This is a genomic window from Sulfurimonas sp. (assembly GCF_041563495.1).
In the GTDB taxonomy this organism is placed as follows: Bacteria; Campylobacterota; Campylobacteria; order Campylobacterales; family Sulfurimonadaceae; genus Sulfurimonas.
In genome coordinates this window covers 219,785-240,208 of sequence record NZ_JBFFMZ010000002.1, presented here as the reverse complement: position 1 = coordinate 240,208, position 20,424 = coordinate 219,785, and the positions used below count along the sequence as shown (strand labels likewise).

Genomic DNA, 20,424 nt, shown 5'->3' with positions numbered 1-20,424 from the left:
ACATTGTAGTAGAAAGTATTGTTATGAAAAAAGACTCATTTGACGTTACCATACTTTATGTTGAAGATGAAATAGATATCAGGGAGAGTCTCGGTAAATTTTTAAAAAGATTTACGGACAAACTTTATATTGCGAAAAACGGCAAAGAGGGTTTGGAGCTTTATAAAAAACACAAACCTGACATTGTCATCTCTGATATAAAAATGCCTATAATGAACGGTATAGAGATGCTAAAAGCTATCAATGAGATAAATCCAGACCAACCAAGCATCTTTACGACGGCTCACAGCGAGAGCGGCTTTTTTATGGAAGCTATTGAGATGCAGGTGGATGGGTACATCTTAAAACCGATAAACTTAAAACTGCTAAAATCAAAAATAGAGTCTTTGGCAAATATAATCCAGCTAAAAAGAGATTTTCAAAAACAACAACTGCTTATACAAGAAGTAAGCAGCCTTCAAGATAATCTACTGATTTTACTTGATGTTGATGAAAAACTTATTTTTTCAAATCAGGAATTTTTGAAATTCTTTGCTTTCTCTGATATAGATGAGTTTAATGAAAAATATAATTCCATAAGTGAACTGTTTGTAGAGAGCAAAACCTTCTTTTGCTCAACATGCAAATGGTGGATTGAAGAGTTGGAGTCTCGCAGCGATGATAAAAGAGTAGTATCAATGCTTGAGAGAAGTACCGGGATATCTAAATCATTTGTCGTATATGTAAAAAGAGTACCAGAGACCAGACATACTATCGTCACATTTTCTGAAATAACGAACTTAGCCAGCAAAAAAAATGAGTTTGAGACTAAGGCTTACAAAGATGAACTCACGGGAATAGGCAATAGAGCGAAATTCAATGAGGAATTGCTTATAGAGATCGAAAAAAGCACTGAAGAAACACCTCTAAGTCTTATAATATTTGATATAGATTATTTTAAAAACTTTAACGATGAGTATGGACATCAAGCCGGAGATGAGATTTTAAAAGAGCTGGCTCTATTGGTTTCTAAAAATATACGTAAAGTTGATGTCTTTGCAAGATGGGGTGGTGAGGAGTTTGTAATACTCTTGGCAAATACAGACAAAGTTCAAGCAAAAAAGACAGCAGAGTATTTGAGAGTCAAAGTTGAAAAGCATGTGTTTGAGAACAATATGAGAGTCACTTGTAGTTTTGGTGTTACACAGTTTATGAATGATGACACTGCCAATAGTTTTTTCAAAAGAGGTGATGAAGCTTTATATAGAGCAAAATCAGCAAACAGAAATATTGTAATGGAGTAAGATGAAAAAGTTAAAACTGAGGTTTTTATTCATAGCAACATTTCTCCTTATTTACGGAGCAGTCTTTTATACTAATGAGTACTATAAAAATGTAGAGATACTAGATGAGTTAAACAAAGCTGCAAAAGAGTTGAAGTTAAACTTTGATATTTCTAATTATCATAATACAGAAGATGCAGAAGCTATAGAAAAGCTCATGATAAACAGAGGAGATATTATACAGATAATGTCAAAAGCTGTTGATGCAGATGAGATACAAAGGGCAAAACTTCGAAATGAGCTTTATAACAAACTCTCTGTTGAGTTTAAATCCATGCAGTACAAGGGTGTTACGGTTGTACTTTTTGCATTTGAAGATAACACAGTTTTTTTAAGACTTCACAAACCCAGTAAATACGGTGATAACCTTCAAAATGTCAGGCGCAGTATAGTTTTAACAAATAAAACACATACAAGACATACCGGCTTTGAACAGGGTAAAATCACACATGCTTTTAGAAATGTTTTTCCGCTTTATAATAAACAAGGACGTTTTATAGGTTCTGTCGATATTTCATATGCAACGGACAAGATACAAAATGTAATCTCAAATATTAATAAAATCCATACTCATCTCTTGATTAAAAAAAGTGTCTTCGATGTCAAGATCTGGCAAAAAGACGGGGTAAAAACAAAATATAGAGAGAGTATTGAAAACCCTGATTATATGCTTACTTTGGGAAGAGAAGAGTCACATCTTAAGGCAAATATCGGTAAAAAGATGATTTTTAGGAATAAAAATTATATTTTAAAAAGTATGCAAGAGTCAAAGCAGTTTTCTATTTACTCTGTAAATGACAAATACGCAGATATCATATCTTTTGTCCCCATCAAAAATCTTAAAAACGCTACCGCGGCATATCTTGTCTCATATACACAAAATGAGCATATTGTTGATATCTTGAATTTTTTTAAAATCATTAACATACTCATATTTATTACACTGATAATAGGGCTCTATTTCACATATAGACAAATATTAATCAAGAATATAATGCAAGCAGAGATAGATACAAAAACTCAAGAACTTCAAAATGCAAATACAGATCTTGAAGAAAAGATTATGCAACGAACGAATGAACAAAATCAACTCTTATCTCTTTTCAATAAAGGAGCGGTGTCTTTGTTTAAGTGGAAAAATGATGAACAATTGAGTATAGAATACGCTTCAAATAATACAAAAGAGATATTTGGCTATACAAAAGAAGAATTTTTAAGCGGAGATATCGGTCATGCTAATATAATCCATAAAGATGACGGAGCTGTGTTTTTTCAGGAGGTGGCAGATGCCCTTGAAAAAGATTTGGATTTTTTTGTGCATAAACCGTACAGGATTATCTCAAAAGATTCTAAAGAAGTATGGGTACTCGATAACACACTAATTATAAAAGATTCTAACGGGAAAGTTACACACTTTTTGGGTTATATATCAAATATTACCGAGTTAAAAGAAAATGAGCTTGAGATTAAAGCGGTTAAAGAGAGATTTCAATTGGCAATCGACGGTGCCAATGACGGACTTTGGGATTGGAATATAGAGACAAACGAGGTTTACTTTTCCCCAAGATGGAAAAGTATGCTTGGTTATGAAGAAGATGAGATATCCAATAGTCTTCAAGAGTGGAGAAGAAGAGTACATCCTGCCGATATTGACAAAGCTTTTTTTAATATTCAAGAGCATCTTTTGGGTAAAACGGAAGTTTACGAAAATATACACAGAATGAAGCATAAAAACGATTCGTGGATATGGGTGCTAGACAGAGGAAAAGCACTTTTTGATTCTAATAGTAAGGCTATTAGAATGGTTGGATTTCACACTGATATAACCAGAAATAAAGAGCTTGAGGAAAACCTACAGCATCTCGTAGAAGAAAAAACTGCAGAAAACATAAAACAGGGTGAAGCACTCCAGCAACAGAGTAAAATGGCTGCTATGGGAGAAATGATAGGGGCTATCGCCCATCAATGGAGACAGCCCTTAAATGTACTTAGTGTAAATATACAAAACCTGGAATATGAATATGAAGATAATCTAGTAGATAAAAAGTTTATAAAAGAGTTTATAGAAAAAAACAATAGAACAATCAGTTTTATGTCCAATACCATCGATGACTTTAGAAACTTTTTTAGAGTTGACAAAGAAAAATCATATTTCAGTGTAAAAAAAGCAATAGAATCAAGTCTTTCTATGCAGTCAGCCCAACTAAAAAGTCATAATATTGACTCGTCTATAACAGGTGATGATTTTGAAGTAAACGGATATGAGAGTGAATTTATACAAGTGATTTTAAATCTTATCAATAATGCAAAAGATGCGTTAATAGACAATGAGATAGAAAAACCTGAGATAAATATTATTCTTAAAAAGAATAAAGTATTGATTGAAGATAATGCAGGGGGAATAAAAGAAGATGTGTTAAATAGGATCTTTGAACCGTATTTTACGACAAAAGAGCAGGGTAAGGGAACAGGTTTGGGACTCTATGTATCCAAAATGATTATAGAAGACAATATGGGAGCAGCTCTTAAAGTTTCAAACATAGCCAATGGGGCTATGTTTGAAATTGATTTTAATTAAAAGCTCTGTTTAAAGCGCTAAACATTGCTTTTATAGAAGCAGTTGCTATATCGTTGTCGGTACCGACACCATAACAAGAAAGTGTATCATCTGTTTGTATTTCTATGTACGCGACAGCCATTGCCGAACTCTTGTCACCGTATGAGTGCTCAGAGTATGAGTTGATGCTAAATTCATTTTCATAATCCTGCATCAAAGCTTTTTTACAAGCATCTATAGGACCGTTACCTTCGCCTTTAGCCACTATCTCTTTACCTTTATAGTTATACTTTAAAGTGCAAGTAGAGACTTTATTTACGGATTTAACCGTAAAATCAACAAAAGATATGTGCTCCGGTGCATTAAAGTAAGTATCCTCAAAAATAGCAAGTATTTCTTCAGGACTTAATTCTCTGCCCTTTTCATCGGTAACGGCTTGAATAATTTTGCCTATTTCCGGATGCATGGCTTTTGGAAGCTGATAACCAAAATTTTTCTCTAAAATAAAAGCTACACCGCCCTTTCCTGATTGAGAATTTATACGGATGATACTCTCATAAGTTCTTCCCACGTCCTGCGGGTCTATCGGTAAATAAGGAACTTCCCAAAAGCTGTCAGCACTCTTTTTTTGGTACGCAAGACCTTTATTTATTGCATCTTGGTGTGAACCTGAAAAAGCGGTATATACCAATTCACCAACATAGGGATGACGCGCATGTGTGACCATCTCGGTACATCTCTCTACTACCTCTAAGACCTCATTTATATCTGAGAAATCAAGATGCGGATTTACACCCTGAGTCAACATATTAAGAGAAAGCGTGATAATGTCAACATTACCGGTTCTCTCCCCGTTACTTAAAAGTGTTCCTTCGACTCTGTCTGCACCTGCTAAAAGCGCCAACTCAGTAGCGGCTATAGAAGTTCCTCTGTCGTTATGCGTATGAGTCGAGATGATTACATTCTCACGGTTATCTAAATGATTACCCATCCACTCTATCTGGTCGGCATATACATTCGGTGTTGCCATCTCCACGGTTGCAGGAAGGTTTATAATAACCTTTCTTGTAGACGAGATGCCCCATCTGGCAGTTACCGCATTTGAAATTTGTGCTGCAAATTCTAACTCTGTACCTGTAAAACTCTCAGGAGAATACTCTAAAAATATCTCTCCATCGTGCTCTTTTTCATACTTTCTAACTAAGTCGACACCTTCTAATGCTAAAGCGATAATCTCTTCTTTGCTTTTGCCGAAAACTATCTTTCTTTGGGCGGTAGAAGTAGAGTTGTACAGATGCACAGTAGCTTTTTTAACACCTTTAAGTGCTTCAAAAGTTTTAGCTATTAAGTGTTCTCTAGCTTGAACCAAGACCTGAATCGTGATATCATCAGGAATTAGATTGTCATCAACCAGACGACGTAAAAAGTCAAATTCTACTTTTGAAGCAGATGGAAATCCGACTTCTATTTCTTTAAATCCGAGTTTTAATAAGAGTGCAAAAAGTTCAAGTTTTTTATTCATGTCCATAGGATTGATTAGTGCCTGATTACCGTCGCGTAAATCAACACTGCACCATCTAGGAGCTTTTGTTATAGTTTTTGTCGGCCATTGTCTGTTTGGCAAATCTATTTGCGGGTAAGGGCGATATTTGCCCATTTTTACTTGATTCATTGTGAATCCTTAACTTGAAAATTTGATAGTACACTCTTACATAACTATCATAAGCGGAATTATATCAAATTTTGCATTAGAGGATAAGTATGGGTCTTTAAATAGTAGTTTTAAGTAAAGTAATTGTAAAAAAAGCGCCCACTTTTGTATTGTATACATTAATACTGCCGTGATTCTTTTTGACCAACTGTTCACTCATGTATAGACCGATTCCCGTACCTTTACCTTCTGATTTTGTCGTTACATTGGGCTTGAAAATATCTTTTATAACCTCATTTTCTATGCCGCCTGCATTATCTTCTACTTCAATATAAATATTACTGTTTTCCTCATAGCATCTTATAACTATATTTCTGTCGTTTATATTTTTATCATTAAATGCATCTATCGAGTTGTTAATAAGATTTATAAACAGGTGTTTGAATTCGTTCTTGTTGCCGTATATCTTGACATGTTCATCTATATCAATCTTTAAAAGTATGTTTTGAGCAATAAGCTCATCTTTCATGAGGATTTGAACACTATTCATAGCGTCTTGTATCGTGAATTCTTCATTTTTAGTAGATGGTCGAAAGAAAGTACGAAACTCGTGAAGAGTGCTGACCATGTGATCTACTTGCATATGAATAGTTTCATCTAGTTCTTTTATATAGTTTGAGTTTACCAAACCGTTTTCAAAATCTTCTTTTAGCATATCGCTCATCATGCTTATAGAGTTAAGAGGTTGTTTCCACTGATGAGCTATGGCATCTATCATCTCACCCATGGAAGCAAGTCTGGATTGTTGTTCTAGCATCTCATCTTTTTGCGCATCTTTCTCATGAGCAATGATATTTCTTTTGTCCCACTGTTTTAAAAAATATTCATTTTGTTTAATAGTTTTTTGGTTTTCTTTTTGTTCGCTTACATAAAAATCTAATACAGTTTGGATTTTATCGGCAAGTCTTTTGTCTGATTTTTTAGATAAATTTACAATTTCTTTTAGAAGTATTTGAGTGATTTTATTTGACATTTTTCACCAATAAAAATAATTTTAGTTTATTATAGCAAAAAAATGTATTCCCGCAAAAAAGCGGGAATGAAGATTTTAGAGTGCGATTAGCACTGGTAAGTAGTTTTAAACTCGTAAGCAGTTGGACGACCTTCATCTGGCCATACATCACGCTCAAATCTGTAGTGTTGGTAAGCGTCAATAAATTCTCTAGTAAATACAGGCTGTAAGAATTCGTTGTCACGGATAAGTGCTTCAAGTGAACCGCGAAGTGTATGAGGCATTTGAGGGATTTTTTTCTCGCGGATCTCATCTAAAGATAGTTCAAACAGATCCTCATCCATTGGACCGATTGGGATATCTTTGTTTTTGATTCCGTCAAGACCGGCCATCATCATTACGGCAAATGCAAGATAAGGACAAGCAGTAGAATCCGGGAAACGCATTTCAATACGTGTAGCTTTTTCACCCGCACCATAAGGAATACGACAAGCAGCTGAACGGTTTTGAGAAGAGTAAGTCAAGATGCTTGGAGCTTCAAAACCTGGTAAAAGTCTTTTATATGAGTTTGTTGTAGGATTTGTAAATGCTGCTACTGCACGAGCATGTTTAAAGATACCTGCTGTATAGTTTAGAGCCATTTCACTTAAGTTTCCATAGTTGCCCGGTGCATAGAAAAGGTTTTTACCGTCTTTCCATAGTGATTGGTGTACGTGCATACCGTTACCGTTGTCGCCGTACAGTGGTTTAGGCATAAATGTAGCAGTTTTACCGTTTAGGTGAGCAATCATCTTAACAACATATTTATATTTTTGAACATTGTCGGCAGCACCTATAATATCAGAGAAAACAATACCGATTTCATGTTGACCTTGTGCAACTTCGTGGTGACCAAGAACAACTTCAAGACCAACTTGCTCTAACACTTGCATCATTTCAGCACGCATGTCAACAGCAGAGTCTGTTGGAGCTACAGGGAAGTAACCGCCTTTAGTTCCTGGTCTGTGACCAGTATTGTATAAGTCCTCATAGTTTGTACCTGAGTTCCATTCACCCTCTTCAGTATCTACTTTATAACCGGCTTCATTGATATTGTCTATAAATGTAACATTGTCGAAAACAAAAAACTCATTTTCAGGACCGAAGTAAGCAGCATCTGCTATACCAAGCTCTTCAGCGTGTTTAAGTGCTTTTTTAGCGATTGAACGAGGACATCTTTCATATGCTTGGTTTTTGTAGATATCATAAACATCACAAAATACGATAATTGTTGGATCAGCAGTAAATGGATCTAAAAAAGCAGTTCCGATGTCTATTTTTAATAACATATCTGACTTGTTAATCGGTTGCCAAGCTTCTACAGAAGAACCGTCAAACGGTAAACCATTTTCTAAAAGTTCAGCACTGACAGCGCTCATTCTATAAGTAACATGATGCCATGTACCTTTGATGTCCGTAAATCTAAAGTCTACAAATTGAACATCATTCTCTTCACAAAAAGTAAAAAACTCTTCTGTATTATTAACAAATTTTCCCATTCATTCTCTCCTGAAATTAAATAGCCATTAGTATATCTCAAATATATTTAATTGAATCTCTAATTCTGATTAAGTTTTAATCAATTATATAGTTTGTTCCATAAAGTTATAGATATTTTCCTAAAGATAAGTGATAGATTTTAAATTGTATTACCTAATCTTAAGATATAATTATTTTATTTTAAATTTTTATGGGAGATTCATGGTTTACGATTTTTGGAAAGATTATGAAGAAGAGATTTCTTATGAGCAGGCTTCTCTTTTGGATTACAGACTAGACAATATTGCTATTAAATTAAATGAATTTTTTCAAAGACTGATAATCACACACATAAAAAAAAGAGAGATTAAATTTTTTCTTGCCGGCTCTTGTATAAAAGCTGATTCTTTTAGAGACTTGGATATGTTTTTTCCATCAAATAAAGACAGAGAGCTTTTAAACAGTGCTATGAATCAAGACTTTTTTGAGTATGAAAATAACTCATATACATATAAATATAAAAATGATATTTATCAACTTGTATATCGAGAGAGATTTAAAGGTGCAAATTTAAAAGAGCTTGTAGATGGGTTTGATTTTGATTCTACGAAAATAGCATTTGAGTGTAAATACGATACAAAAAAGAGACTTTTTTCTATTTTAAAGTGTGATATTAGAATGGAATTTATAAACTATATAAACACTAGAATCAACCATCTTACAAGGGTTAGTGTAAATCCATTTGTATCGCTGCAGCGAGCTATCTATTTTTTAAAACGAGGTGATGATGTTCCATATGAAGTTTTTCTTCAAGTATGCTCGAGTATTGCTGATTTGAAACTAGAAAAGGATAAAGATGTATCTGTACATTTTAAAAATTTACAGGGCAATCCAAATAAGTTAAGTAATATTAAAGATGCTATAGCCGATTATATTGATGAACACAAAAAATAGCTATAACGATTAAAAATAAGTTTTTTAACTATATTGACGAATCTCTCCACCCTGAGAAGCAAACATCATCAGGTTGGCGATATTTACGCTTCTATCACATGAACGCTCTAATTTGCGAAGAGTTCCTAAAACTTTTACATACTCTATAGAGAGTTCTTTTGCATCTATGATCATCGTTAAAATCTCTTTTTCTAAAATAGAAAAAAGATCGTCATTTTTGCTCTCTTCAACCATTACTTTAGTGAAAAAATCTTCGATGTTACAGTTGTCAAGTTGTTTAAAACATTCTAAAATATATTCAAGTGCATTGATAGTACTTTTATGAAGTTGAATGATTGTAGAGTTTAAAGGTTCCAAGTTACACTTGCTTGACGAGTGTTCTTTCATACGGCTGGCATATTTTTTTATTCCTTCGCCGATGCGGACTATTTCGTTCGTCATTTTCAAATATGCCACAAGAGAACGAAGTTCGGTTGCTTCAGGGCCAAAAAGTGCAAAAGTTTTAATTATCTCATTATCGATTATATCGCCTTGAACAGTTATGTTACTAAGTCTGTTTTGAACTTCTTTGTATTTCTCATCATCACTGTTTTTGTATGCATCTAAAGATATACTATTCGCTTCTACAATACTTGTCAGCAAAGTGACCATTATTTCTCTAATCTCTTCTATTTTATTGTTATATTTTGTAGACATATTTTTTCCTTAATATTTGCGTTTGTTTTTAAATACAACAGTTGTTATCAACCAAATTTACCTGTTATATATTCTTCTGTAAGTTTCTCTTTGGGTGTTACAAAAAGTTCTTCTGTACGACCGAGTTCTATAAGCTCACCCAAATACATAAACCCTGTGTAATCGCTTACACGAGCGGCTTGCTGCATATTATGTGTAACGATGATAATAGACACACGATCTTTAAGCTCTACTATCAGCTCTTCGATTCCTGCAGTTGAAATCGGGTCTAATGCAGAAGTCGGTTCATCAAAAAGTAAGACTTCCGGCTCAACTGCAACCGCGCGGGCAATACAAAGTCTTTGTTGCTGTCCGCCTGAGAGACCGTTTGCATCATGTTTTAGTCTGTCCTTAACTTCTTTCCAGATAGCAGCATCTTTTAACGCTTTTTCAACTCTGTCTTGAAGCTCACTCTTGTTCTTTATACCTTGAAGTCTCATACCGTAGGCTACATTGTCAAAGATGCTCATAGGAAAAGCAGTCGGTTTTTGAAAAATCATACCTATTTGGATTCTGAGGTTTATCAGGTCTTCATGTTTAGTCAAGATATTTTTATCTTTAAAAAGAATTTCACCGCCATATTGATTTCCCGGATAAAGGTCGTGCATACGGTTAAAACTTCTAAGCAGTGTTGTTTTACCGCAACCTGAAGGTCCTATAAGTGCAGTAATACTATTTTTTGCAATAGGCATATCCAGCTTCTTAATACTCGGTGCATCTGCAGATGCATATGTAAACTCAAAGTTTTTTACTTCCAGTGCTTTTTCTTCTGTTATATCTACAATAGTAGCCATTATTTGCCCTTTTTCTTCATAATAAATAGTCGTCCAAGTATGTTTAAAGATAAAATAAACATACTTAAAATAAATGCGGCAGCCCAGCCGATTTTTTGCCAGTCTTCATAAGGACTGGTCGCATAATTAAACATAGTTACAGTAAGAGATGCTACAGGCGCACTCATGTCTGTATTTAAAAAATTATCATTAAATGATGTGAACAGCAGCGGAGCAGTTTCTCCGGCAACACGTGCAACACCAAGTAAAATACCCGTAAGTATCCCGGCTTTTGCTCCGCGGTATACTACTTGAATTATAACCTTGTACTTGGGAGCACCAAGTGCAAAAGCGGCTTCACGCAGAGTCGAGGGTACAAGCTGGAGCATATCGTCTGTTGTTCTTAGAATGATTGGAAGCATTATAATCGTTAGAGCGATTGATCCAGCCCAGCCGCTAAAATGACCCATCGGTGCAACTATGATCGCATAAACAAAGGCACCTATTACAATACTTGGAGCTGACATCATAATATCTGAGATATCACGAATAGTCTCTGCAAGTTTGGACTGTTGTCCGTACTCACTAAGATATGTTCCTGCCAAGATACCAAGAGGAACTCCTGCAAGTGTCGCAACACCGACTATCATCAATTGACCGATTAGTGCATGCTTTAAACCACTTTGGGCATAACCTGGAGGTGCTCCTTCTTGAGTGAAGATGCTCATATTAAGTGCGTCTATTCCGTTTATAACTAAAACGCCTAATATCCAAAATAAAAACCCGATACCGATTAAAGCAGATAGAGTAGATAGAATCATAACTATATTGTTTGTGATTATTCTCTTTTTTGTATGAGTCATTATGCTGTCCTTTTTCTTCTAAGGAAGTAAAATTTTGCAACCGAGATGATTGTAAAACTAATAACAAGAAGTAAAAGTGACAATTCAAACAAAGATGAATAGTAAAGATCCGTATCTGCTTCTGTGAACTCGTTTGCAAGTGTTACCGGAATAGAAGTAGCAGGTGCCGTTAAATCAATAGAGATTTTGTGAACATTACCCATAACAAACGTAACAGCCATTGTTTCACCTATAGCACGTCCAAGAGCTAAGATAAAAGAACCGATAATCCCTGCTTTTGCGTAAGGGATGATGATATCTTTTATAACATCCCATTTGGTCCCGCCAAGTGCGTAAGCTGATTCTTTTAAGATATCCGGAGTCGTATTCATAGCATCTCTTGTCACTGCCGCCATAAACGGAAGAATCATGATAGAGAGTACAATGCCGGCAGTCAGCATACTGATACCGATGCCGCCGAATGTATCACGAACGATAGGCACAAAATAAAAAAGCCCCCACATACCGTAGATAACAGAGGGAATGGCTGCGAGAAGTTCTATAGATACACCGACAGGTGATTTGAGCTTAGCAGGTGCTAATTCGCTTAAAAATATTGCTACACCGATAGCCAGCGGAACTGCTAAAACCATCGCGAGAAACGTTGATACGACAGAGCCGTAAATCGCAGGAAGAGCACCGAACTTTTCTAGATTAGGAGCCCATTTTGATTCTGTAACAAAATCAAATCCAAAAGCCTGGATTGACTCCATAGAATTTTGAAATAAAATTGTGAAAATCCATGCTACTAAGAGAAGTATAGTAACAGCTACAATTTTTGTTGAGTTGGCAAAAAGTTTATCTATTATATTGCTCAAAAAGTAATACCCCTTTTTTTAAGTCCGCAATTATAAAAAAGTTTGGTTACATAGAGGTTACTAAAATAGATATGTATAAATTCAAGAAAATATCAAGAATAGTAGGAGTATACTTAAAATCAAATATAGGACAAACAAGCTAAATCAATCAGAGGTAAGCATGGAAATCCAGATACTTAAAAAGATGGAAAAAGAGGCGTTAAAGGGTAGTGGTATAGACTTCATGAGACTGGGTTTTACCCTCATCTTTATGGTTGCAGTACTGATTTACAGCTTTTTAAGTACCGGTAGTATTCCAAACAGTATATTTTTAGCAATAGCAGCGCTTTTTGGTGCATATATGGCAATGAATATCGGTGCAAATGACGTAGCTAACAATGTTGGTCCGGCCGTCGGTTCAAAAGCTCTTACAATGAGCGGTGCAATAGTGATAGCGGCTGTTTTTGAAGCAAGCGGTGCTTTAATAGCCGGCGGGGATGTTGTCAAGACAATAAAAAAGGGCATTATAGACATAAATGCATTTGGCGGAAATACGGATCCGTTCATTTGGGCAATGATGGCTTCACTCTTGTCAGCTGCATTATGGTTGAACTTTGCCACGGCCATCAAAGCACCTGTTTCTACAACTCATTCCATAGTAGGCGGTGTCATGGGTGCCGGTATTGCAGCCGCTGGTTTTGGTATTGTAAACTGGATGACAATGCTTAAAATTGCTTCTTCTTGGGTTGTCTCTCCCATTCTTGGCGGTATTATTGCAGCACTCTTTCTTTTTGCAATCAAAAAAACAATGGTATTTCAAAAAGATAAAAAAGAAGCAGCTATCAAATGGGTCCCTGTCTTTGTAGCAATAATGTCATGGGCATTTATTACCTACATAACCCTAAAAGGTCTTAAAAAAATATGGCCCAGTATTGTAGATATCTTTATATTTTTACCGGACGCAAAAAAACCGACATTTGCAGTAGCGGCAATTCTTGGACTTATTGTTGCATTAGTTGTTTATATGTTTATGAAATCGGTAGTAAATAAAAAATCTGCAGGTATTAAAAACAGCAGAGCCGGAGTAAACACCCTTTTTACCGTACCCCTTATTTTTGCCGCAGCACTGCTAAGTTTTGCTCACGGTGCTAATGATGTTGCAAATGCTATAGGACCACTGGCGGCAATAAACGATGCAGTTATAAGCGGAGGTATTTCGGCAAATGCAGGCATTCCTCTTTGGGTGATGGGTGTTGGAGCCATAGGTATTGCGATAGGTCTTGCTTTGTATGGACCACAGCTAATCAAAACTGTCGGCAGCGAGATTACGGAACTTGATCAAATAAGAGCATTTTCCATTGCAATGGCTGCATCTATAACCGTTATCATAGCTTCACAACTTGGGCTCCCCGTAAGCTCTACCCATATCGCAATCGGTGGAATATTCGGTGTCGGTTTTTTAAGAGAATATCTTGAGACAACTAATTTAAAAGATGAAATAGCTCAAGAAAAAGAGCTGATATATGATGAAAAGATACTTTTAGGAGTATATATTAAAGAACTTAAGGCACTGAATACAAAAAAGCAAAAAAATCTTGAGGATTATGAAAGAATCGTAGATCTATATAAGAAGATTAATGATGAAGAAATAAATTTAAAAGAGGCAAAAAAAAGTCTTAAAAGTAGCGAAAAAGTTAAGTATGTAAAAAGAGATGCCGTTAAAAAAATTGTAGCGGCTTGGCTTATAACTGTTCCAGTCGCAGCTCTTTTGTCGGCAATGATATTTTTTATGATAAAAGGAATCGTGCTCTAATATCAACAAGTGTATATTGAAGATATTATCAAGAAAAATAGGAGTATACTCAATTTTATTAAGTGTGAGTATTTATAAAAACAGACAAGGATTGGCATGACGGTAAAAAAAACGAAAATGTTTGATGTAGATGGAAAGAAAGTCTCACTTGAAGAGTTGATTCGTGTATATAAAAAATCAAAAAACACCAAAATAATAAGAAGTAAAGCTGAAGAGAAACGAATCAATGAACAAAAACTCAAGCCTTATCAAGCGGAACTTATAAAGCTTCAAAAATATCTTGAAAACACTTCACAAAAAATGATAATTCTTTTTGAAGGTCGCGATGCCGCCGGAAAAGGCGGGACAATAAGAAGAGTCACAAGATATATGGACGAAAAACATTACCGTGTTGTCGCGCTTGGCAAGCCTACGGAGGAGCAGAAGACTCAGTGGTTTTATCAGAAGTATATACAGCATTTTCCCCGCGGAGGTGAGATAGTTCTGTTTGACAGAAGCTGGTATAACAGAGCTATGGTCGAGTCTGTTTTTGATTTTTGTACAAAAAAAGAGTTTGGCGACTTTATGAATGGTGTTAAAGGATTTGAAAATGATCTTGTCCGTCAAGGTATCATTCTTGTAAAACTTTATTACAGTGTTACAAAAGATGAGCAGGCAAGAAGATTCGCAAGAAGAAAAAATGATCCCTTAAGACAATGGAAACTTAGTGAGATAGACCTTCAGGCCCAGGAGAGATGGGATGACTTTACAATTACAAAGTACAATATGATAAAGCAGACACACTCTCACAGCGCCCCGTGGACTATAATCAGATCTAAAGATAAACAATTAGCGAGGCTTGAGTCCATAAAAGTCATACTAAACTCCATTGATTATGAAGGAAGAGATGAAAATTTAAACTATGCTCTGAATCCAGATGTAGTTATTTCAGGAGCCAGAGAGATAGAGATTATGGATGCACAAATAACAAGTACGGGTAAATTTATAGGTTAAAAAGGCAAAAACAGTGAAAGAAAAAAAGTTATCAAAAAAAGAAAAAAGAGTACAAGAAGAAGACAGAAGAAAGCTTGATAGGGACAGAAGAGAAAAGAAGAAAGACGGCAAAGTCAGGATTTGGGTTAAAGAGGAAAAACTTTTATATGAAGATGAACTCTCAAAGCTTCAGGTTGAACTTTTGAAATTTCAAAATCATGTAAAAGAGCAGGGTCTTAAAATATTAATGATTTTTGAAGGTCGTGATGCAGCTGGAAAGGGCGGTACGATAAAAAGAATCACCGAGCATCTAAATCCAAGGGGTGCAAGAGTTGTCGCGTTGGAAAAACCGAGTGACCAAGAAAGAACACAATGGTATTTTCAAAGATATGTAAAGCATCTGCCAAGTGCAGGCGAAATTGTGTTCTTTGACAGAAGCTGGTATAACAGATCTATGGTTGAACCGGTTATGGGGTTTTGTACAGAGAGAGAACATCATAAGTTTTTAAAAGATGCACCTAAGTTCGAACAGATGATTGCAGATGAAGATATACAGATATTTAAGTTTTATTTCTCGGTATCCAAAGATGAACAGGAAAGAAGATTTAAAGCAAGAGAGACAGATCCTTTAAAGCAATATAAACTATCACCGGTAGATAAAGAGTCACAAAGACTTTGGAATGAATATTCCCTTGCAAAATATATGATGCTTAGTGCAACTCATACAGATGCGGCTCCATGGACAATAGTAAAGAGTGATGATAAGAAAAAAGCCAGAATCAACTGTATAAAACATATATTAAGTTTTGTTGAATATCCGAATAAAATCTTATCTAAAGAGATAAAAGTAGATAGAAATATCATAGTGTATGGAAGAGATGAAGCCATAGCGATGGAGAAGATGTTTAAGTTTTCTCTTAAAAAATAGCCGGATATCAAAAATTACAAAGAGGTTACAAAAATAACACCTTTGTAATTACTTTCGTAATCAGACTGTAACATTGTATCTTTATAATTTCGTATCTTAAAAAACACAAAGGTACGAAAATGTTAAATAAAATACTTGGCGTTGCGTTAATTGCAGCAGTTTCTTTTAGTTCGTCTATAGCTGCTGATAAAATCAATGGTGCTGGTGCATCTTTTCCTGCTCCTTTATATTATGACTGGGCATTTAGTTATAAAAAAGACACAAACAACCGTGTTAATTATCAATCGATCGGTTCTGGTGGCGGAATCAAACAAATCACTAAACGTATTGTAAACTTTGGTGCATCTGATAAGCCTCTTAACTCTAAAAAATTAGCAAAAGCAAAACTGTTACAGTTTCCGGCTGTTATCGGTTCAATCGTTGTGGCATTTAACGTTGATGGTATCGCTGATGAGACTTTAAAACTTTCCAATGACGTAGTTGCAGATATTTTTGCAGGTAAAATCACAAAATGGAATGACCCTAAAATTGCTGCTAACAATAGCGGTATCAATCTTCCAAATCAGAAAATCATTGTTGTTCACCGTTCGGACGGATCAGGTACTACTTATAACTTTACTTATTATCTAAGCGGAAGTTCTGATAACTGGAAAAATAACTTTGGTACAGGCAAAGCAGTTGACTGGGCTACCGGTATCGGCGGAAAAGGTAACGAAGGTGTTGCTAACTTAGTAAAACAAACTCCTTACTCAATCGGTTATATTGAAAATGCTTATAAAGAGAAAAATCACCTAAGTGCAGCCGTTCTTAAAACTGCAAACGGTAAATGGGTTGTTGCAAACGAAGATAACTTTAAAGCTGCTGCAAAATACGCAAGCTGGACTAAAAAAGATAATTTTTATGCAATGTTAGCTCTGCAACCAGGTGATACTTCTTACCCGATTGTTGCAGCTACATTTATTTTACTTCCTGTTGAGACTCCTGATATGAATAAAAAAGTAACAGAGTTTTATGATTATGCTTTTAAAAGTGGTGATGCTTCAGCTAAAAAGTTAGGTTATATCCCTCTTCCAGAAGCTACTAAAAAAATGATTAGAGAGTATTGGGCAACTAATATTCATTAATCTTCCATTTGGCCGCCATGACCACTAGAGCTTTTAGCTTTAGCAAAATTTTCATTCTCCTTAAAAGATTTCCGTATCGAGACAATACGGAAATCTTCTTCCTAGTTATTAAAGGTTTTATACCAATCAGGTGATATCTTTGAAAACGGATTCTGCTGGTTGAACTCTTCTTCATTAAGCTGAAATCTAAAATCTTTCATATATGTGTGTACGATTTTGTAAGCTTCATTTATTTCTCTAAACTTTTCTTCACTTCCATCCGGCATATCAGGATGATACTTTTTAGATAATTTTTGATATTGATTTTTCAGTTCACTTTGCGTAATGCGTGTTACTATATTTAGACTGTCAAGGGCTTTTTCAAAATCTTTAAAACTCATAAATCTCCTTTAAATCTTTCATATGTTACCCTTTCTTAACTAAATAAAGAATGATAAAGTTATTACTTTTTAATAAGAATAAAAATAATAAGGGGGCATCTCGTTTATGGCTGATGTAAAACAGATAATTGAACTCTACTCGGAATTAGCGGATAAACCTGAGAAAGATTTTGGCTGGGAGAAGGGCATAGAGAATGCTAAAGCTCATAACTACTCCAAAAAATGGTTTGAGAAACTTCCACCTGAAGTTTGGGACTATTGTGCTGCGGTCGGAAACCCGTTTGAAAAGGCAGATATAAAAGAGGGTTCAACTGTCGTAGATTTGGGCTGCGGTGCAGGTGTGGATTTGCTGATAAGTGCGATGCTCGTCGGTGAAAAAGGCAGGGCAATAGGTGTTGATATCACTCCTAAAATGGTAAAAAAGGCAAAAGAACATGCAGTTTTAGCAGGATTTACGAATGTAGATGTTTTAGAGAGTAGTTTTGATGATATTGATTTAGAAGATGAATCGGTTGATGTTGTGATTTCAAACGGTGCTATAAACCTTACATCTTGTAAAGAGAGTGTATTTGCAGAGATATATAGAATACTTAAGCCAAACGGGAAAATTTATTTTGCAGATATGATTGATATATCTGAGAATGATGACTCTTGCAGTGGAGAGATCTCTAGTTGTGCATCTGAGTCACAAGACTGGGCAAATTGTGTTGCCGGAACACTAAAAAAAGAGAAGTTGATAGAGATAATCTCTAAAGCTGGATTTGCAGATGTCGAGTGCATGGGACTGACTCACTATAAGACATCAGAGACTACTTGCGGTGCTACATTCAGAGCTAAAAAAATCGCATCTGATAAACTTAGAAATTTACATTGGGATAATATTTTCAAGACTAAAGATTATACTCAAGTCTTATGGCACCAAGATTCTCCGGAGATTTCATTGAGGCTCATTAAAGAGATTAATGCTGATAAAAACAGTTCTATTATTGATGTAGGATGCGGTGCTTCATTATTGGTAGATAAGTTGCTAGAAAATGGGTATAAAGGTATTACACTCCTTGATACTTCTGATACTTCTTTAAATATTGTAAAAAAAAGACTCGGGAGTGATGCAGATGTTCCAAAGTATATATGTTCGGATATTATGAACTTTAGTAGTTCAAATAAGTTTAATATCTGGCACGATAGAGCTGTTTTTCATTTCTTAGTCCTCAAAAAAGAGAGAGTTAAATATTTTGAAGTTCTGCAAAATTCATTAAAACCAGGTGGTATTGCAATCATAAATACATTTTCTATTGATGGACCAACTCAATGTGCAGGCTTGGATATAGTCCAATATGACAGAGAAAAAATGCTCCAAGAACTGCCTTTGGGTGTGATGCTTGTGGAGTATAAGGAGCACACGCATAGTACGCCAAAAAATACAGAGCAAAAGTACAGCTCTTTTGTTATAAGAAAAGTAATACTTTGATGTAATCTTCATGTAACCAAATAATTTTATAATTTCGGTAACAAAACAAGAGAATCGTTTTTGCATAGCAAAATGTTTCTTTAGAAAAAAAAGGAATTTCAATAATGAAAAAAATCGTTTTATCAGCTTTAGCTGCATTAACAATTGGTACAGTTGGAGCATCTGCTAGTGATGTTAAGTTTTACACAGATAGTAATGGTCAAGTATTTACTACTGCGGGTGAAGGTCGTACAGAGATTCAAACAAAAAGTACAAAAGTTTCTGCTAAAGCTTCAAAACTTAAATTTAGCGGTACTCATTACCTGGGTTATACATATAAAAATATGAAAGAGTTAAGTGCCGCAGATGGTGGTCCGAAAGCTCAATCTGCTACAGGAAACTTTGAATTTAGAAGAAACTACCTTCAAGTAAAAGCTTATTTATTAGAAGATCCTAAATCTTACCTTCGTGTAACATTAGATGCTACATATGATAACAGTAAAGCTGATGATATTAGAGATGATGTTGATTCTCACGCAGATGTGTATGTTAAATATGCATATCTTTATTTAAATGATGTTTTACCGTCTACTGGTGTTGAACTGGGTATGGCTCATCGTCCTTGGATTGACTATGAAGAGCATCAAGGTTGGTGGATGCGTTCTATCTCTAAAGTTTTTGTAGAAGCTAGTGAATCTGCTCACCTTACAAATTCTGCTGATTTAGGTTTTAACTTTAAAACTAAAACAGATTATTTTACGTCTGAAATAGGTGTTTTCAACGGTGAAGGTTACCATGGTTCAAATGGAACAAATAACGATATAGGTACTGGAAACTCTGCTGAATGGAGATTTACAGCTGCTGCACTTGGAAATGGTAAAACGAAAAGAAAACCTACTAAAGACAGCTATTTAGACGCTTCTTTCTTCGGTCAGTACAATATGGATAACGCTAAAAATGAAGTAACGGTTAACGGTACAAAAAAAGCATATAACTATGCAATCTTAGGTGCTCATGCTGTTTACAATACACCAAGCTTTTTAATTGCTGCACAGTATGTACAAGCAGATAATGATGGTGCCGATCAAGGTTCTGGTACAAGCCAATACAATGGTAAAGGTTACTCTGTAAATGGTACTTTACGTTTTGGAGCTAAAAAAGAGTTTTCAATCATTGGTCGTTATGACGGATGGGAAGCAGAGCAAGAAGTTAGTAAAGAAAAATATAAAACTAACAATGCTATTTATGGTGTAGCTTGGCAACAAAATAAAAATGTTAAGTGGTTAGTTTCTGGTCAATCTTATAGAGCGGCTGATAATAAAAACTATAAAGGTACTGCAACTCAAGACTGGGATGCTGCAATGGTTACTGCTGAGGTTCACTGGTAGAATTCAGCCGTTAAATCCTTCTCCTTGTTTTTGTAAAGCCCATTGCGGCTTTACAAATTTCTCTTCATAACATAAAAAATACTTGAATCACCTTCTTAATACATAATAAACAGCATTTTGGATAAAATATCAACAATTAATAAAGTGA

17 protein-coding genes are annotated in these 20,424 nt (G+C 35.2%); 9 read left to right on the top strand and 8 right to left on the bottom strand.

Annotation, left to right across the window (positions count from 1 at the left end; genetic code table 11):
- Positions 1 to 23: 23 nt before the first annotated feature.
- Both ABYK18_RS03130 and ABYK18_RS03125 read left to right on the top strand, forming a co-directional pair.
- On the top strand, positions 24 to 1,283 hold the full coding sequence (locus ABYK18_RS03130) for a diguanylate cyclase (protein ID WP_373035165.1): 1,260 nt from the start codon (positions 24 to 26) through the stop codon (positions 1,281 to 1,283).
- A 1-nt stretch (position 1,284) separates the two neighbouring features.
- Positions 1,285 to 3,900: a PAS domain-containing protein gene (locus tag ABYK18_RS03125; RefSeq protein WP_373035164.1), complete on the top strand. Its 2,616-nt coding sequence runs from the start codon at positions 1,285 to 1,287 to the stop codon at positions 3,898 to 3,900.
- On the opposite strand, the gene leuA is transcribed toward ABYK18_RS03125, so the two are convergent.
- The 3 genes from leuA to glnA form a co-directional block, all read right to left on the bottom strand.
- A complete protein-coding gene (gene leuA, locus ABYK18_RS03120) occupies positions 3,893 to 5,551 on the bottom strand; it encodes a 2-isopropylmalate synthase (protein ID WP_373035162.1) in 1,659 nt (552 codons plus the stop codon). The genes ABYK18_RS03125 and leuA overlap by 8 nt on opposite strands.
- A 97-nt stretch (positions 5,552 to 5,648) precedes the next feature.
- A complete protein-coding gene (locus ABYK18_RS03115; RefSeq protein ID WP_373035161.1) occupies positions 5,649 to 6,563 on the bottom strand; it encodes a sensor histidine kinase in 915 nt (304 codons plus the stop codon).
- Between the two features lie 86 nt (positions 6,564 to 6,649).
- Positions 6,650 to 8,080 carry a type I glutamate--ammonia ligase gene (gene glnA / locus ABYK18_RS03110; protein ID WP_373035160.1) on the bottom strand — a complete coding sequence of 477 codons (1,431 nt, stop codon included), beginning with the start codon at positions 8,078 to 8,080 and terminating at the stop codon, positions 6,650 to 6,652.
- Between the two features lie 202 nt (positions 8,081 to 8,282).
- Between glnA and ABYK18_RS03105 the strand changes: the two genes are divergently transcribed.
- On the top strand, positions 8,283 to 9,014 hold the full coding sequence (locus tag ABYK18_RS03105; protein WP_373035159.1) for a hypothetical protein: 732 nt from the start codon (positions 8,283 to 8,285) through the stop codon (positions 9,012 to 9,014).
- Positions 9,015 to 9,038: 24 nt separating this feature from the next.
- On the opposite strand, the gene ABYK18_RS03100 is transcribed toward ABYK18_RS03105, so the two are convergent.
- Genes ABYK18_RS03100 through pstC form a run of 4 tightly spaced genes read right to left on the bottom strand, consistent with a single transcriptional unit; the run spans position 9,039 to position 12,242 of the window.
- Positions 9,039 to 9,710 carry a phosphate uptake regulator PhoU gene (locus ABYK18_RS03100; protein ID WP_373035158.1) on the bottom strand — a complete coding sequence of 224 codons (672 nt, stop codon included), beginning with the start codon at positions 9,708 to 9,710 and terminating at the stop codon, positions 9,039 to 9,041.
- A 47-nt stretch (positions 9,711 to 9,757) separates the two neighbouring features.
- Entirely contained in the window at positions 9,758 to 10,543 is a 786-nt protein-coding gene (gene pstB / locus ABYK18_RS03095; protein ID WP_373035157.1) for a phosphate ABC transporter ATP-binding protein PstB, read from the bottom strand.
- A complete protein-coding gene (pstA, locus tag ABYK18_RS03090; RefSeq protein WP_373035156.1) occupies positions 10,543 to 11,385 on the bottom strand; it encodes a phosphate ABC transporter permease PstA in 843 nt (280 codons plus the stop codon). Before pstA ends, pstB begins: the two co-directional genes overlap by 1 nt.
- Complete coding sequence (gene pstC, locus ABYK18_RS03085; protein ID WP_373035155.1) at positions 11,385 to 12,242, bottom strand: phosphate ABC transporter permease subunit PstC; 858 nt, start codon at positions 12,240 to 12,242, stop codon at positions 11,385 to 11,387. The genes pstA and pstC overlap by 1 nt, the downstream gene beginning before the upstream one ends.
- Before the next feature lie 160 nt (positions 12,243 to 12,402).
- Here pstC and ABYK18_RS03080 point away from each other — a divergent pair, with 160 nt between their 5' ends.
- The 4 genes from ABYK18_RS03080 (at position 12,403) to pstS (ending at position 17,058) form a co-directional block, all read left to right on the top strand.
- On the top strand, positions 12,403 to 14,034 hold the full coding sequence (locus ABYK18_RS03080) for an inorganic phosphate transporter (RefSeq protein WP_373035154.1): 1,632 nt from the start codon (positions 12,403 to 12,405) through the stop codon (positions 14,032 to 14,034).
- Between the two features lie 96 nt (positions 14,035 to 14,130).
- A complete protein-coding gene (gene ppk2, locus ABYK18_RS03075) occupies positions 14,131 to 15,027 on the top strand; it encodes a polyphosphate kinase 2 (protein WP_373035153.1) in 897 nt (298 codons plus the stop codon).
- A 13-nt stretch (positions 15,028 to 15,040) separates the two neighbouring features.
- Positions 15,041 to 15,934, top strand: a complete 894-nt coding sequence (gene ppk2, locus ABYK18_RS03070) for a polyphosphate kinase 2 (RefSeq protein ID WP_373035152.1) — start codon at positions 15,041 to 15,043, stop codon at positions 15,932 to 15,934.
- A 119-nt stretch (positions 15,935 to 16,053) separates the two neighbouring features.
- Positions 16,054 to 17,058, top strand: a complete 1,005-nt coding sequence (gene pstS, locus ABYK18_RS03065; RefSeq protein WP_373035151.1) for a phosphate ABC transporter substrate-binding protein PstS — start codon at positions 16,054 to 16,056, stop codon at positions 17,056 to 17,058.
- Between the two features lie 101 nt (positions 17,059 to 17,159).
- On the opposite strand, the gene ABYK18_RS03060 is transcribed toward pstS, so the two are convergent.
- The gene (locus tag ABYK18_RS03060) at positions 17,160 to 17,438 is read right to left on the bottom strand and encodes a DnaJ domain-containing protein (RefSeq protein ID WP_373035150.1); all 279 of its coding nucleotides are present in this window, start codon (positions 17,436 to 17,438) and stop codon (positions 17,160 to 17,162) included.
- Between the two features lie 106 nt (positions 17,439 to 17,544).
- On the opposite strand from ABYK18_RS03060, the gene ABYK18_RS03055 reads away from it, so the two are divergent.
- On the top strand, positions 17,545 to 18,909 hold the full coding sequence (locus tag ABYK18_RS03055) for a methyltransferase domain-containing protein (protein WP_373035149.1): 1,365 nt from the start codon (positions 17,545 to 17,547) through the stop codon (positions 18,907 to 18,909).
- Between the two features lie 104 nt (positions 18,910 to 19,013).
- The gene (locus ABYK18_RS03050; RefSeq protein ID WP_373035148.1) at positions 19,014 to 20,276 is read left to right on the top strand and encodes a hypothetical protein; all 1,263 of its coding nucleotides are present in this window, start codon (positions 19,014 to 19,016) and stop codon (positions 20,274 to 20,276) included.
- Positions 20,277 to 20,424: the final 148 nt, after the last annotated feature.